General features: G+C 73.2%; 11 protein-coding genes. 4 read left to right on the forward strand and 7 right to left on the reverse strand.

The annotated features are described in order from the left end of the window. The 4 genes from ACZ6MA_RS03810 (at position 1) to ACZ6MA_RS03825 (ending at position 4,527) form a co-directional block, all read left to right on the forward strand. Positions 1–1,311: a PP2C family protein-serine/threonine phosphatase gene (locus tag ACZ6MA_RS03810; RefSeq protein WP_469430776.1), complete on the forward strand. Its 1,311-nt coding sequence runs from the start codon at positions 1–3 to the stop codon at positions 1,309–1,311. A gap of 99 nt (positions 1,312–1,410) precedes the next feature. After that, positions 1,411–2,790, forward strand: coding sequence for a vWA domain-containing protein (locus ACZ6MA_RS03815; protein ID WP_469430778.1), 1,380 nt, complete (start codon positions 1,411–1,413; stop codon positions 2,788–2,790). 116 nt (positions 2,791–2,906) lie between these two features. After that, the gene (locus ACZ6MA_RS03820) at positions 2,907–3,977 is read left to right on the forward strand and encodes an FHA domain-containing protein (RefSeq protein WP_469430779.1); all 1,071 of its coding nucleotides are present in this window, start codon (positions 2,907–2,909) and stop codon (positions 3,975–3,977) included. A gap of 145 nt (positions 3,978–4,122) precedes the next feature. Next, on the forward strand, positions 4,123–4,527 hold the full coding sequence (locus ACZ6MA_RS03825; protein WP_469430781.1) for a globin: 405 nt from the start codon (positions 4,123–4,125) through the stop codon (positions 4,525–4,527). 4 nt (positions 4,528–4,531) lie between these two features. Here ACZ6MA_RS03825 and ACZ6MA_RS03830 read toward each other — a convergent pair whose 3' ends face one another. From ACZ6MA_RS03830 to ACZ6MA_RS03860, 7 genes are all read right to left on the reverse strand, one after another. Beyond that, on the reverse strand, positions 4,532–5,332 hold the full coding sequence (locus ACZ6MA_RS03830; protein WP_469430782.1) for a DUF8010 domain-containing protein: 801 nt from the start codon (positions 5,330–5,332) through the stop codon (positions 4,532–4,534). Further along, positions 5,329–5,799: an acyl-CoA thioesterase gene (locus ACZ6MA_RS03835; RefSeq protein ID WP_469430783.1), complete on the reverse strand. Its 471-nt coding sequence runs from the start codon at positions 5,797–5,799 to the stop codon at positions 5,329–5,331. Before ACZ6MA_RS03835 ends, ACZ6MA_RS03830 begins: the two co-directional genes overlap by 4 nt. A gap of 2 nt (positions 5,800–5,801) precedes the next feature. Next, positions 5,802–7,466: an energy-dependent translational throttle protein EttA gene (gene ettA, locus ACZ6MA_RS03840; protein ID WP_469430784.1), complete on the reverse strand. Its 1,665-nt coding sequence runs from the start codon at positions 7,464–7,466 to the stop codon at positions 5,802–5,804. A 203-nt stretch (positions 7,467–7,669) separates the two neighbouring features. After that, positions 7,670–9,115: a Cys-Gln thioester bond-forming surface protein gene (locus ACZ6MA_RS03845; protein ID WP_469430786.1), complete on the reverse strand. Its 1,446-nt coding sequence runs from the start codon at positions 9,113–9,115 to the stop codon at positions 7,670–7,672. Between the two features lie 219 nt (positions 9,116–9,334). Next, positions 9,335–9,805, reverse strand: coding sequence for a single-stranded DNA-binding protein (locus tag ACZ6MA_RS03850; protein ID WP_469430787.1), 471 nt, complete (start codon positions 9,803–9,805; stop codon positions 9,335–9,337). Positions 9,806–9,954: 149 nt separating this feature from the next. Continuing rightward, positions 9,955–12,219, reverse strand: coding sequence for a YfjP family GTPase (locus tag ACZ6MA_RS03855; protein ID WP_469430788.1), 2,265 nt, complete (start codon positions 12,217–12,219; stop codon positions 9,955–9,957). After that, entirely contained in the window at positions 12,216–13,865 is a 1,650-nt protein-coding gene (locus ACZ6MA_RS03860; protein ID WP_469431194.1) for a dynamin family protein, read from the reverse strand. The genes ACZ6MA_RS03855 and ACZ6MA_RS03860 overlap by 4 nt, the downstream gene beginning before the upstream one ends. Positions 13,866–13,934: the final 69 nt, after the last annotated feature.

Below are 13,934 nucleotides of genomic sequence, written 5' to 3' on the forward strand. Positions count from 1 at the left end.
ATGTCGCAACTGCCGCAACCCCCACAGCTGACGGTGTGCCCCGCCTGCGACGAGCCCCTGGAGCCGGCCGACAACTTCTGCGGCCGCTGCGGTGCGGACCTCTCGGCGCTGCCCCCCGCGCGTCACGGCGCGGGGCCCGTCGCGGCACGGCTGCGACCGGAGCCGGGCACGGAGGACTACCGTCTCGCCGCACCGGGCACGGACGGCCGTACGGACCCCGCGGCCCGGCAGGCCGCGGAGCCCCGCCCGGGGCCGGCCGGGGCCGGGCGGGCGCCCGGCCACGACGCCGTCCCCGACCCACGCGTCACCGGCGCGCCGGCCGGGGTGCCGGCCCAGGCGCACGGCGGCCCGGCGCCGGCCCCGGGATCGGGTCCGGCGTGTCCCGGCACCCGCCGGACCTGCGGGGCCTGCCGGGCGGGGATGATCGACAAAGACGGGTACTGCGAACACTGCGGGCATGCACAGCCGCGCGAACGGGATCACATGGAGCACGAGTCGGCAGGCGTGGCGGCGGTCAGCGACCGAGGCCTGCGCCACCACCGCAACGAGGACGCGTACGCCGTGTCCACCACGGCCCAGGGCGACGGCGGTACGGCCGTCATCGCCGTCGTCAGCGACGGGGTGTCCTCCGCGACCCGCCCCGACGAGGCCTCGGCCGCGGCCGTGCTGGCCGCGCGCGAGACGCTGATGACGAGCCTGCCGCTGGGCACGCCCCCGAAGGAGGCCACCCACCAGGCGATCCTGCGGGCCGCCGAGGCCGTGAACGACCTCGCCGCGCCCGGCCACCAGCCGCGCGAGCACGACCAGTACCGCCAGGAGAACGCCCCGGCGTGCACGATCGTCAGCGCCGTCGTCACCGGTGACCTGCTGACCGTCGGCTGGATCGGCGACAGCCGCGCGTACTGGGTGCCGGACGATCGCGCCACCCAGCCCGCCCGGCTCACCGAGGACGACTCGTGGGCCGCCCAGATGGTCGCGGCGGGCCTGATGTCCGAGGCCGAGGCCTACGCCGACGAGCGCGCCCACGCCATCACCGGCTGGCTCGGCGCGGACGCCTACGAGATCGAGCCGCACACCGCGTCCTTCCACCCCGACCGGCCCGGTGTCGTCGTGGTGTGCACCGACGGGCTGTGGAACTACGCCGAATCCGCCGAGCAGATGGCCGCCGTCGTGCCGCCGGACGCCCGCTCGCGACCACTGGAGTGCGCACGCCATCTGCTGGGCCACGCCCTGGACGGAGGGGGCCACGACAACGTAACAGTGGCGGTCCTGCCGTTCCCCACCCCGTCGGAAGGGGCAGGATCGGCCTGACGGCAAGCGTCCACGGGGGGATCGCACGCCGGTGTCACGCCGAAGGCACCGGCGCGTCTGTCCGCCCGTGTGTCCCCATGGAACGAAGGAGCGGATCCGATGGCGAGTTTCTCCAAGCCGCGCGTGCCCCGGTTCTCGGCCGAGGTCTACCAGAACACGCACCTGCCCGAGGGCGGCCGTGAGGTCAACGCGATCGTCACGGTCACCGCCACCGGCGGCGGCACCACCGGAGAGACGCCCGCCCCGGCCTTCGCTTCCCCCTCCCCCACCGCCGTGTCCCCGGGATCGCCGGGGACCGCCTCCGCCCCGGGCGCGGCCGTGGTCATCATGGTCGACTCCTCCGGGTCGATGGACTACCCGCCCACCAAGATGCGCAACGCCCGGGACGCCACGGCCGCCGCCATCGACACCCTGCGCGACGGCGTGGCCTTCGCCGTCGTCGCCGGCACCCACCAGGCGCGGGAGATCTACCCCGGCGGCGGGCGGCTCTCGGTCGCGGACGCCACCACCCGTGGCCAGGCCAAGGAGGCGCTGCGCAAGATCAGCGCGAGCGGCGGTACCGCCATCGGCACCTGGCTGCGCCTGGCCGACCGGCTGCTCGCCTCCTCGGACGCGGCGATACGGCACGGCATCCTCCTCACCGACGGCCGTAACGAACACGAGGGGCCCAAGGAGCTGCTGGCCACGCTGGAGGCCTGCGCGGGCCGGTTCACCTGCGACGCCCGGGGCGTCGGGACGGACTGGGAGGTCAAGGAGGTCACCGGCATCGCGTCGGCGCTCCTGGGCTCCGCCGACATCGTCGCCGACCCGGCCGGGCTGGCCGCGGACTTCACCGGAATGATGGAATCCGTCATGGGCAAGGAGATCGCGGACGTCTCCTTGCGGCTGTGGACCCCGCTGGGCGCCGAGGTGCTGTTCGTCAAACAAGTCGCACCGACCGTGGAGGACTTGACCGGGCGCCGCACCGAGGCCGGGCCGCGTGCGGGCGACTATCCGACCGGCTCGTGGGGCGACGAGTCGCGGGACTACCACGTGTGCGTACGGGTACCGAACGCCGACGTGGGGCAGGAGATGCTCGCCGCCCGGGTCTCGCTCGTCCTGCCCGCGCCGGACGGCTCACCGCCGCAGGTGCTCGCACAGGGGCTGGTCCGGGCGGTGTGGACGGACGACCTGGCGGCGTCGACCGCGATCAACGCGCAGGTCGCCCACTACACCGGCCAGGCCGAACTGGCCCGGGTCATCCAACAGGGCCTGGAGCTGCGCGAGTGCGGGGACCTCGACGGCGCCACGGCGAAGCTGGGGCGGGCCGTGCAATTGGCCAGCCGTTCGGGTAACGACGACACCGCGAAACTGCTCGCGAAGGTAGTGGACGTCGTGGACGCGGCGGCGGGTACTGTGCGGCTGAAGGCGAAGGTCTCGGCGGAGGCGCGGATGACGCTGGAAACCCGCTCCACCAAAACGGTGCGCGTCCGGAAATGAAGACCTGAACCGTCCGGAAGCGAAGACCTGAACAGGGAAGAATGGGCGCGGCGGACGCATGGGGCGGCCGCGGCGGAGACCGTCGCCGAACGGCACACGAGGGGGAATGAACCGAGATGCCGACCTGCCCGAACGGCCATCAGTCGACGGCCGAGGACTGGTGCGAGGTGTGCGGCCACCGGATGACGGGGGCGCCCGCGCCCACGGGTGCCGTCCCCCCGCCCCCACCCCCGCCTCCCGTACCGCCGATGACCGGCGCGAGCGGCCCGCAGAGCGCGCCCTCCGGTGCGTCCGGCGGCGTTTCCGGTGGCGCGTCCGGTGCTGTATCCGGGGGTTACGGCTTCCCGGATCCGGGCGGGGACGCCACGATGCAGGCGGAGCTGTGCCCGCACTGCCGTACGCCCCGCGAGGCGCAGGCCCCCTTCTGCGAGGAGTGCCGCTACAACTTCCTCACCCAGGCGACGAACCCGTACGCGACCCCGCCCTCGCAGGTCCAGGGCTTCCAGTCGGCACCACCGCCGCCGTCGCGGCCGGCACCGCCGCCGCAGAGCTTCGAGTACCACGGTTCACGCCCGTCCCAGATCAACCGTCCCGCCGAGCCGCTCACCCCGCAGCCGCAGCCGCAGGTCCACACGTTCGGTGAGGACGACTGGGTGCTGTCGCCGCCGAGCGCCCCGTCCGCCGGGCCCTACCGGTACGAGCCGCAGCCGCAGTCCCCGGCCGCCGTCGCCGAGGAGGCTCCGCCGCCGCTGCCGTCGCAGGCATCGCCGCTCGCACCGCCCGCGGGCTGGGTCGCAGTCATCGCGCCGGACCGCGAGTACTTCCGGTCGATGATGAACCGCAGCGGGCCCGAGGCCTCCGGGCTGAACCTCCCCGCGTACTCCCCCGAGCTGCGCCTCCAGCTCAGCGGCCACCAGGTCACCATCGGCCGCCGCCGGCACAGCACCGGCGAGTCGCCCGACATCGATCTGTCCCGGCCGCCGGAGGACCCGGGCGTCTCGCACCAGCACGCCATGTTCGTCCAGCAGCCGGACGGCAGTTGGGCGGTCGTCGACCAGGACTCGACCAACGGCACGACGATCAACGGCTCCGAGGACTCGATCCAGCCCTACGTCCCCGTCCCCCTCCGGGACGGCGACCGGGTACACGTCGGGGCGTGGACCACGATCACGGTCCGGCGGGGCTGACGTCACGTCGACCGGCGAAGGGGCGACGGCGGCCCGGCACCAGGGGGCTGAAACGTTCCTGTAGGGCCCCTTCCGCTACTTGCGGGTAGGGGCCGGTGGTCCTACATCGCCGGTCCTCGGCCGGGCGGTCTGAGACCATGGGAGCGTGAACAAGATTCCACGCGGCACGCTTCAGGAGCAGACCTTCTACGAGCAGGTCGGCGGCGAGGAGACCTTCCGGCGCCTGGTCCACCGCTTCTACCGGGGCGTCGCGGAGGACCCGCTGCTGCGGCCGATGTACCCGGAGGAGGACCTCGGCCCGGCCGAGGAGCGCCTGGTGCTGTTCCTCATCCAGTACTGGGGCGGGCCCCGCACCTACAGCGACAACCGCGGCCATCCGCGGCTGCGCATGCGGCACGCCCCCTTCACCGTGGACCGGGCCGCGCACGACGCGTGGCTGCGGCACATGCGGGACGCGGTGGACGAGCTGGAACTCGCGCCCGCCCACGCCGAGCAGCTGTGGAACTACCTGACCTACGCCGCCGCGTCGATGGTCAACACCGAGGGCTGAGCCCTCAGGCGGGGGTGACGGCGAGGCCGGGAAGGCCACCCGTCCGGACGGCTATCGAGCCGTAGGGGGTGCGCAGCCGCAGCCAGCCGCCCGCCGCGAAGAGGGCCAGCGGCTCCGGATCCAGGACCGTGACCGCACCCGCGCGGGACGTGGCGCCCCGCCCCTGTGCGGCTTCGGCCGCCCCCTGCCGCGCGCTCGGCACGGGCGCGGTGCGCGGGGGCCGCAGGAACCCCAGCGACTGGGCGGCGTGGACCGCGCGCAGCGGCAGCCGGGTGTCGCCGAGGGTGCGGGACCAGATCTCCCGGCCGATGCGGTCCCGCTCGGCACGGGTCCGGTGCTGCTCGGGGAGCGCCTCGTCACGGGCCCGGAACTCGGTGACCGCGGCGGCGACCGCCGCCCGCACGGCGGCCACGTCCGGCAGGCCCGCCACCCGCTGCCAGCCGCCGCGCGGCGGCAGCAGACCGGCCCACGGCGGGCCGGTGACGGCCTCGGGCACGGTGATCTCCGGGCCCTCGGCCACGGCGGCGCGGCCGGCGCCGGCCGCGTCGAGGGCGTCGGCCAGCTGACCGGCCGACACGGTGACGTCCAGCGGGACGTCCTCCGTCAGCCGGGCGGTGCGGATCGCGAGCACCTCGAAGGACGGCGGACGCCCGAAGACGCCGAGCACCCCGCCGCCCGCCTGGAGACGGACGGCGGCGGCACGGTCGTAGTGGATCAGCCGGCCGAGGAAGGCGGCCAGGTCGGCCGCCTCCCCGGCGTCGGCGAAACGCAGCCGCTGACCGTGCCGGTGCTGGGACGCCGTCATACCGCGACGGCCTCCTTCGCGGGGGTGTCCCGCCGCCCGCCCGCCGCGGAAGCCGCCGGCTCCTCGCCCTGGAACTCCGCCAGGAACGCCTTCTCCTCGGCGGTGATCCGCCGCGGCCTGCCCCGCTCGAAGTCGAACGGGACGACGACGGTGGAGGCCCGGACGTACACCTGGTCCGCGTCCTTGACCTCATAGGCGACGGTCAGGGACGCGGCGCCCACCTTGGTCACCCACGTCTCGATGGTCACCGGCTCGTGCCGGTGGACCAGGGGCCGCAGATAGTCGATCTCGTGCCGGGCCACGACGGACCCGCCCTGGAAGGACTCGCTGCCCTCCCCCGGCGCCAGCCGGAACATGAAGTCGATGCGCGCCTCTTCGAGATAGCGCACGAAGACCGCGTTGTTCACGTGGCCGAACGCGTCCATGTCCGACCAGCGCAGGGGGCAGGAGTACAGGTGGCGCGCCACGGTCAGCCCCGGGTCAGCTTCTTGTACGTGGCACGGTGCGGACGGGTCGCGTCCGCGCCGAGCCGCTCGACCTTGTTCTTCTCGTACGACTCGAAGTTGCCCTCGAACCAGTACCACTTGGAGTTGCCCTCGTAGGCGAGGATGTGCGTCGCGACCCGGTCGAGGAACCAGCGGTCGTGGGAGATGACCACGGCCGCACCGGGGAACTCCAGCAGCGCGTTCTCGAGCGAGGACAGGGTCTCGACGTCGAGGTCGTTCGTCGGCTCGTCGAGGAGCAGCAGGTTGCCGCCGACCTTGAGCGTGAGCGCCAGGTTCAGGCGGTTGCGCTCACCGCCGGAGAGGACACCGGCGGGCTTCTGCTGGTCCGGGCCCTTGAAGCCGAAGGCGCTGACGTACGCGCGGGAGGGCATCTCGACCTGGCCGACGTTGATGTAGTCCAGCTCGTCGGAGACGACGGCCCACAGCGTCTTCTTGGGGTCGATGTTGGCGCGGCTCTGGTCGACGTAGGAGATCTTGACGGTCTCGCCGATTTTGATCGAGCCGGAGTCCGGGGTCTCCAGGCCCTGGATCATCTTGAAGAGGGTCGTCTTGCCGGCGCCGTTCGGGCCGATGATGCCGACGATGCCGTTTCGCGGGAGCGAGAAGGAGAGGTCGTCGACGAGCAGCTTGTCGCCGAAGCTCTTGGAGAGGTTGTTGACCTCGACGACGACGGAGCCCAGACGCGGGCCCGGCGGGATCTGGATCTCCTCGAAGTCCAGCTTCCGCATCTTGTCGGCCTCGGCCGCCATCTCCTCATAGCGAGCGAGACGGGCCTTGGACTTGGTCTGGCGGCCCTTGGCGTTGGAGCGGACCCACTCCAGCTCCTCCTTGAGCCGCTTGGCGCGCTTGGCGTCCTTCTGGCCCTCCACCTTCAGACGGGTGGCCTTCTTCTCGAGGTACGTCGAGTAGTTGCCCTCGTAGGGAAGCGCCCGGCCGCGGTCCAGCTCCAGGATCCACTCGGCGACGTTGTTGAGGAAGTAGCGGTCGTGGGTGACGGCGACAACGGCGCCCGCGTACTTCGAGAGGTGCTGCTCCAGCCAGTTCACCGACTCGGCGTCGAGGTGGTTGGTGGGCTCGTCGAGGAGCAGCAGGTCGGGGGCCTCGAGCAGCAGCTTGCAGAGCGCGACACGGCGCTTCTCGCCACCGGAGAGGTTGACGACCGGCCAGTCGCCGGGCGGGCAGCCCAGCGCGTCCATGGCCTGCTCGAGCTGCGCGTCGAGGTCCCAGGCGTTGGCGTGGTCCAAGTCCTCCTGGAGCTTGCCCATCTCATCGAGCAGCGCGTCGGAGTAGTCGGTCGCCATCAGCTCGGCGATCTCGTTGAAGCGGTTGAGCTTCCCCTTGATCTCGGCGACACCGTCCTCGACGTTCTCCAGGACCGTCTTGGCCTCGTCGAGCTTCGGCTCCTGCATCAGGATGCCGACGCTGTAGCCCGGCGAGAGGAACGCGTCGCCGTTGGAGGGCTGCTCCAGCCCGGCCATGATCTTGAGGACGGTGGACTTACCGGCGCCGTTGGGGCCGACCACACCGATCTTCGCACCGGGCAGGAAGCTCAGCGTCACGTCATCGAGGATGACCTTGTCGCCGTGCGCCTTGCGCGTCTTGCGCATGGTGTAGATGTACTCAGCCAAGAGAAACCGTCCGGCAATCGATGAGTGGGCAGATACAACCCATCTTGCCGCACCGGGCGCCCCGGGCGGAAACGGGTTGCGGGCGCGGCCCTCACCTCGGTGCTTACCGCGGTCCTTACCTCGGTCCTGGCCGCAGTCCTCACCTCGACCGGGGCCCGTGCGGCCCGGTCGCCGCCGGGGCCGCCGCCCCGGCCCCAGCGCCGTCACCGGCCCGTCGGCTTGTTCCTGCGGAGGAGGTAGACCGCGCCGCTGCCGACCACGACCAGGGCGATCGCCACGCCCGCGATCTTGGGGGTGGCGGTGCTACCGCCGGTGCTCGCCAGATCACCGGCGGTGGTGCCCTTGCCGCCGGAGCCGTGGGAGCCGCCGGTGGTGCCGGCCGGGGTCCCGCTCGGGCGGGGGGAGGGGGCGGCGGCGGCCGGGCCGCTGTGGGTGCCGATCCGCGACGCCCGGGCGTTCTGCGCGGTCTCGCAGTCCAGGATCCCGGCGAAGGTCTTGGAGGAGCCGTCGGGTCCCTTGATCGTGAACTTGTAGGCCTGGTCCTCGGCCACCTTCACGAGCGTGGTCTCGGAGCCGCCGGGCTTGACGGTGTGCTTCTTGCCTTCGAGCTCGAAGGTGAACGCCTGGTCGCCCCTGTTGTCCGCGGTGATCTCGACACCACCCTTGGCGCAGTTTTTCCTGGCCGACAGCGCGGGTATGGCGCCCTTCTTCGCCCAGTTCGCGGTGGCGGTGGCGGAGACGGTGCTCTCGCTCGAACCGGCCAGGATCTGCGTCTGGGTCTTGGTGTGGTCCCCGAGGAAGACGCGGCCGACCGGGACCTTGGTGGCGGCCGTGGCCTTGAGCGCGATGGTGCCGTCGGCCGCGCCGGAGGGCACGTCGAGGAAGAGCCGGCCGCCGTTGCGGGTGGTGGTGACCGGTTTACCGGCCTTGTCCACGAGTTTCACGCCCTTGCCCGCGGCGTCACCGGCGAGGGCCACGGAGACGCTGCCGGCGTTGGTGTGCACGGTGACGGGGCCGAGCTTCTGCCCGCTCTTCCCGGAGACGGCCGACGGGGAGAGCGTGAGGGACGCCTTGGGCTCCTCGACGTCCTCGGCGCTCTTGTGGAGGTAGTCGGCGAGCTTCTGCGCCGCCGGGTTCTTGGCGTCGACCTTGACGTGGTCCGAGTAGCGCCAGATCGCGACCTGGGTGCCCGCCGCGGCGGTGTTCGCGTCGAGGGGGCCGGTCCCGGCGTCCTTGGCGAGGGCGGCGAGGTCGTTCACCTGGGGGTAGGAGTGCTGCAGGATCCAGCGGATCCGGCCCGCGTCCTTGTTGCCGTGCAGGGACGACTCGCTCCAGCCCGTCTCCTTGTACCGCGCGCCCTCCACCGTGTTGGTGCGGATGTCGACGCAGTAGGTCTGCAGCGTGCCGCCGCCGTCGACCTTCATCTCGAACAGGCCGGCCTGGACGCTCCCGGTCTTGCGGGCGTCGCGCACGACGGCTTCGGAGCCGGCCGTGATCCGGCCGAGCGAGGCGCTGACGCCGCCCGCGTTCTGTGGCACGTCGTCCGCCGCGGCGGGGATCGCGACGGCTATCGCCCCCGTCACCGCCATTCCGGAGGCCAGGACCACTGCGGTGAGGCGGGCAGCTCCGCGCCTCATGACAGAAATCATCGATTTCCCTTCAGGCGAGCGTGGATCGACCCAGATCGGTGCGGCTCGCCGGCGAACTCAAAACTCAGAAGCCCTCGTTGATACGAACGGGATCCTAAGGAGCGGCCGCGGGCCGATGCCCACCCATGCGTGCGCTCAACCGATCCGAATCGGAATCGTTACCGGGAAGGCTCATTCGTCCCGGCATTATCGATAAATCACCGGGACAAAGCCCGCATTTCACAGGGCGGTTACCGCCCCCGCGGGTTCGCGCGCGGCGAGGGGTTCGCCGGTGTCGGCCGGGCTCGCCGGCCCGGTCATCCGCACGGGTTCGAGCGGCAGCGGCCGGGCGGGCGAGACCCGCCGGAACGCGGAGGTGCCGCGCGCGAGATCGTGCCCGATCGACGTGGCGTCAATGTCCGCCGACAGCCACCGTTTCCCCTCACGCTCCCGTTCCCGGATTCTCAACCGCCCCTGTACGACGAGCGGTTCGCCGATGGTCACCGAGGCGACGACATTGGCCGCCAGGGTTCTCCACGCCCACACGGTGTAAAAGCTCGTGTAGGCGTCCGCCCATTCCTCGCGCCCGCGGTCCCAACGGCGTACCGTCGCCGCGAGCCGGAACCGTGAGAGTGCCGCCCCGTTCGCCGACTCCCTGAAGTCCGGCTGCGTCGCGACGTTCCCCACGACCGTCACCAGCGTCTCGTTCATACCGACCGCCCCCGAATTCGTTCGTCAGCCCTGTCCTGACCGGTGGTCTCATGGTGCCCCGGCGCGGCGGAGCCCGCCGGGGCCTGTGGACGACCGGCCCGTTGTGGACAAAGCCGTCCCCCACAGGGGTACGGCCGGGCCTCGCCCGTCTACGTCGGCATCTCTCCCGCCACAATCACGAACTGTGTCCGTACCTCCCGGTACCGCAGCAGCTCGGCGACCACCGGTTCCAGCACCCGGGCCCGGCCGCAGCCCGCCGCCGCGCCCCGCAGCCGGCGTTCGGTCTCCGCCCCGTGCCCGCGGGCGGGGCCGCGCGCCGCCAGCCGGCAGGCCCACGCGAGGATCGGACCGCCCACCCCACCAGCCGTGATCAGTAGCCCCGGGGCCCACCACTCCCCGCCGAAGGCCCCCGCGATCGCTCCCACCAGCCACATCACTCCTGCCAGTTGCACGGCCAGCAGCGCGGCCTGGACGACCGCCACCACCGCCCACCACCGGGGTCGCGGGGGGCGGGCCGCTCCGGCCGCCGCCGAAGCCGCCTCGTCCAGCGCCTGGGCCACGCCCTCGGTCCCGCGCCCCGCCGCCTCGCGCACGGCCTGCGCCCAGGGGCCGGGCAGCCCGGCGGAGGCCTCGTAGGCGAGCGTCCGCACGGCCTGCTCGACGAGTGGCCGGGAGGCTGTACGGCGGGGCGGGCCCGGGGTGCCGGGGGCGGCGGAAGTACCGGCCGGGGCGCCGGACGGGGGTCTCCCGCCTCCCGGCGACCCGAAGCCGGGAGCTGGACCGGGACCGGGACCGGGAACAGAGCCCGGCGCGAATCCCGCGGCGGAACCTGACATGACACCTGACACGGCACCAGGGACGGACCCCGGGGCTGAACCCGGGGCGGAGCCATAAACGGAACCCGAAGCGGAACCTGACGCTGGTTCAGCGTCCCAGCCGGGCCCCGGGAACGGGACGGAAACCGGATCCTTGCCCTCCATTCCGGCGCCGGCACCTCGGCGGCTCGCTCCGACCGCCCGCGCCATCGCGTCCGTCCGCGCGGCGCGTGGCACCCGGGTGCCGGCGCCCGCCGCCCCGGCCACGCCCGCCACCCCCGTCGTCCCGGTCTCCACGCCCCGGTCGGCGCCACCCTTGGCCACCGACCGCTTCCGCTCGTACCAGCGGCGCACCGGCGCCCACGCCGTCCCGCACGCCCGCTCCGCGTCCCGCAGCCAAGCCCGTTCCGCCGCCAGACCGGCCGCCTGCGCGCCCACCGCCTCAGCCAACCGGTCCTCGAACTCCTGCCGCGCCCGTTCCGTGAGCCCAGGCCGCCCCTCGGCCATGTACGCCGGGCGCAACCGCGCCGACGCACCGTCCACGTCCGCGGCCAGTCGTAGCTCCGCCGCGCTGCGCCGCGCCGTGAACTGCCCCAGCATCTGCCGCAGCTCGCCGACCCCCTCACCGGTCAGGGCCGAGAGGGCGAGCACCACCGCCCCCGGCTCACCGTGCTCGCCGAGCGCGAGACCGTCCTCGTCCAGCAGCCGCCGCAGATCGTCCAGTACCTGGTCGGCGGCGTCCCCCGACAGCCGGTCCACCTGGTTGAGCACCACGAAGGTCACCTCGGCATAGCCCGCCAGAGGCCGCAGATAGCGCTCGTGCAGCACCGCGTCCGCGTACTTCTCCGGGTCCACCACCCAGATCACCGCGTCCACCAGCCCCAGCAACCGGTCCACCTGCTCCCGGTGGCCCTGCGCCGCCGAGTCGTGGTCGGGCAGATCGAGCAGGACGAGACCGCTCAACCCCGGGTCGTACGGGCGGGACGGCAGTCTGCGCGCCTTCGGGGAGATGCCGAGCCGGTCCAACAGGCCGTCCGCGCGGTCCGTCCACGTACAGGCGACCGGCGCGGCGGTGGTCGGCCGGCGCACCCCGGCCTCCGAGAGCGGCGCCCGGGCGAGCGTGTTGAACAACGTCGACTTGCCACTGCCCGTCGCCCCGGCGAGCGCCACCACCGTCAGATCCAGCGAGTGCCGCTGCCGTGCCTCTGCCTCCTCCAGCACCCGGCCCGCCTCGGCCAGCGTCCGCCGGTCCAGCCGGGCCCGCGACAGGCCGACCAGTTCCCGCAACGCGTCCAGCCGGGGCCGCAAGGCATTGCCGGTAGGGGTCGCGACGCGGCGTTCGGCCGCGACCGGGGGCCGCACGGGCGGCCGGGCGGCCCCCGGTTCGGGACCGCTGTCACCACCGCCGCGCCGCGAGCGCTCCGGCTGCGCACGGCGCGCGATCAATCCGTCGTCCCAGGTTTGCGGCGAACGGTCGGGAAACTGTCGCCGCCCTTGCTCGCGACGCCCTTCCCGCTCGTTACCCCTCTCCCGCTCGTTACCTCGTGCGGTGCGGACTTCGGGTTCGTCGCGGCTGTCGGCGGAGTGCACGGCCGTCACCTTTCCTTCTGCAGTAGGGACAGCGCGGCGATCAGTTCGACCTGGGAGTCGGGGGTCACGTCGAGGGCGTCGAGGGGGGCGGACCGCCGGTCGCGCTCGGCTTCGAGCACCTGCTCCAGACAGCCGGCCAGCAACTGTCCGCCCCGGTCGCGCAGGCGCAACGCGCCCTGCGCCCCCAGCGTCTCGGCGAGCGTCTCCCCGGCCGTACGGGCACGCCGGCCGCCCAACAGCCCCGCGGCGAGGAGGGCCGTGATCCGTTCGGCGTCGAGCGCCGCGCCGCGCTCGAGGGCCCGTACCTCCTCGTCCACGATCTCCTCCAGACAGCGCCGCCAGCGGCGCACGGCCACACCGATCCGGCCGGCGGCGCCGTCCGGGTCACGCGGTGCGAGGACGGCCGCGGCGGCGGGGTCGGGACCACAGGCCGCGGCGATGGCCTCGTCGGCGGCGTCGGCGGCGCAGCACAGGAGGGCGGTGAGGGAGTGGGTGAGGGCGGTGAGCAGCTCGTCCGGGGTGCTGTCGAGCGGCTGGCCGCGCCAATGGGTGAGGGCGTCACCCGCGAGCGCCTCGCCGGCGGCGGTCTCCCGGCGTACGCGCTCGACGGCCCGCCCGTAGGCCTCCTCCACCCGCTGGAGCAGCCGCACGGCCGCCGCGTGCTGCACGGCCGACGCCCCGGCGAGGCCCGGCAGCCGCGACTGGAGCGACGCGAGGACGCCGCAGACGGTGCGGGCGGTGGCCACGGTCCGCGCCGCCGGGTCCTGGGCCCGCTGGGCGAGCCAGGCCCGCAGGCCCTCGACGGCGGTGGCGGGCAGCAGTCCGCTGCCCCCGCCCGCCGACTCGGGCAGCTCCGGGATGGTGAAGTGGGGGACGTCTCCGAGCCCCGCGGCCCCCAGCAGGGCCGCGTACTGCCGGGACACCTCCGCGGACACCTGGTGGGGCACCCGGTCCAGCACGGTGACGAGCGTGACGTCGTACTCCTTGGCGGTCCGCAACAGGTGCCAGGGCACCGCGTCGGCGTACCGGGTCGCGGTGGTGACGAGTACCCAGATGTCGGCGGCGCAGATCAGCTCGGCGGCGAGTTCGCGGTTGCGCGCGACGAGGGAGTCGATGTCCGGCGCGTCGAGAAGGGCGAGACCGCGCGGGAGGGACCGGTCGGTCTCGATCCGCAGAGCGGCCGGTTCGTCGGCCCCGCCGCCGGGGTCGTCCGCCGCCTCCTCGATCCCGTCCGGCCCGTCCCCCTCGAACACGCTGAACGCCTCCCGCACCACGTTGTCCTGGGCCGGCACCCACACCCGGCGCAGCTCCGGCAGGATCCGGGGCCCGGCGAACCAGTGGTGGTCCTCGGGATGACAGACGAGCACTGGCGTACGAGTTGTCGGCCGCAGGACCCCGGCCTCAGTGACCCGACGGCCCACCAGGGAGTTGACCAGAGTGGACTTGCCGGCCCCGGTGGACCCCCCGACGACCGCGAGCAGCGGCGCTTCGGGGGCGCACAGGCGGGGCACGAGGTAATCGTCGAGCTGCGCCAGGAGTTCGGCACGGTTCCGACGGGCGCGGGCCGCGCCGGGAAGGGGGAGCGGGAAGCGTGCGGCGTCGACACGGTCACGCAGTGCGGACAGCGCGTCGAGCAGTCGGGGCCGTACGTCCAAGGTCGCCACACGTGCAGAATGCCCAATTCTGTTGTGTTTTTGAAGCGTATAACCCATGGCGCGCGAGGC

The sequence above is a fragment of the Streptomyces sp. NPDC042259 genome (assembly GCF_055582085.1).

Coding starts and splice junctions, on each gene's coding strand:
- ACZ6MA_RS03815 (WP_469430778.1), top strand. CDS start 1,411: ATGGCGAGTTTCTCCAAGCCGCGCGTGCCCCGGTTCTCGGCCGAGGTC.
- ACZ6MA_RS03820 (WP_469430779.1), top strand. CDS start 2,907: ATGCCGACCTGCCCGAACGGCCATCAGTCGACGGCCGAGGACTGGTGC.
- ACZ6MA_RS03810 (WP_469430776.1), top strand. CDS start 1: ATGTCGCAACTGCCGCAACCCCCACAGCTGACGGTGTGCCCCGCCTGC.
- ACZ6MA_RS03830 (WP_469430782.1), bottom strand. CDS start 5,332: ATGACGGCGTCCCAGCACCGGCACGGTCAGCGGCTGCGTTTCGCCGAC.
- ACZ6MA_RS03850 (WP_469430787.1), bottom strand. CDS start 9,805: ATGAACGAGACGCTGGTGACGGTCGTGGGGAACGTCGCGACGCAGCCG.
- ACZ6MA_RS03845 (WP_469430786.1), bottom strand. CDS start 9,115: ATGATTTCTGTCATGAGGCGCGGAGCTGCCCGCCTCACCGCAGTGGTC.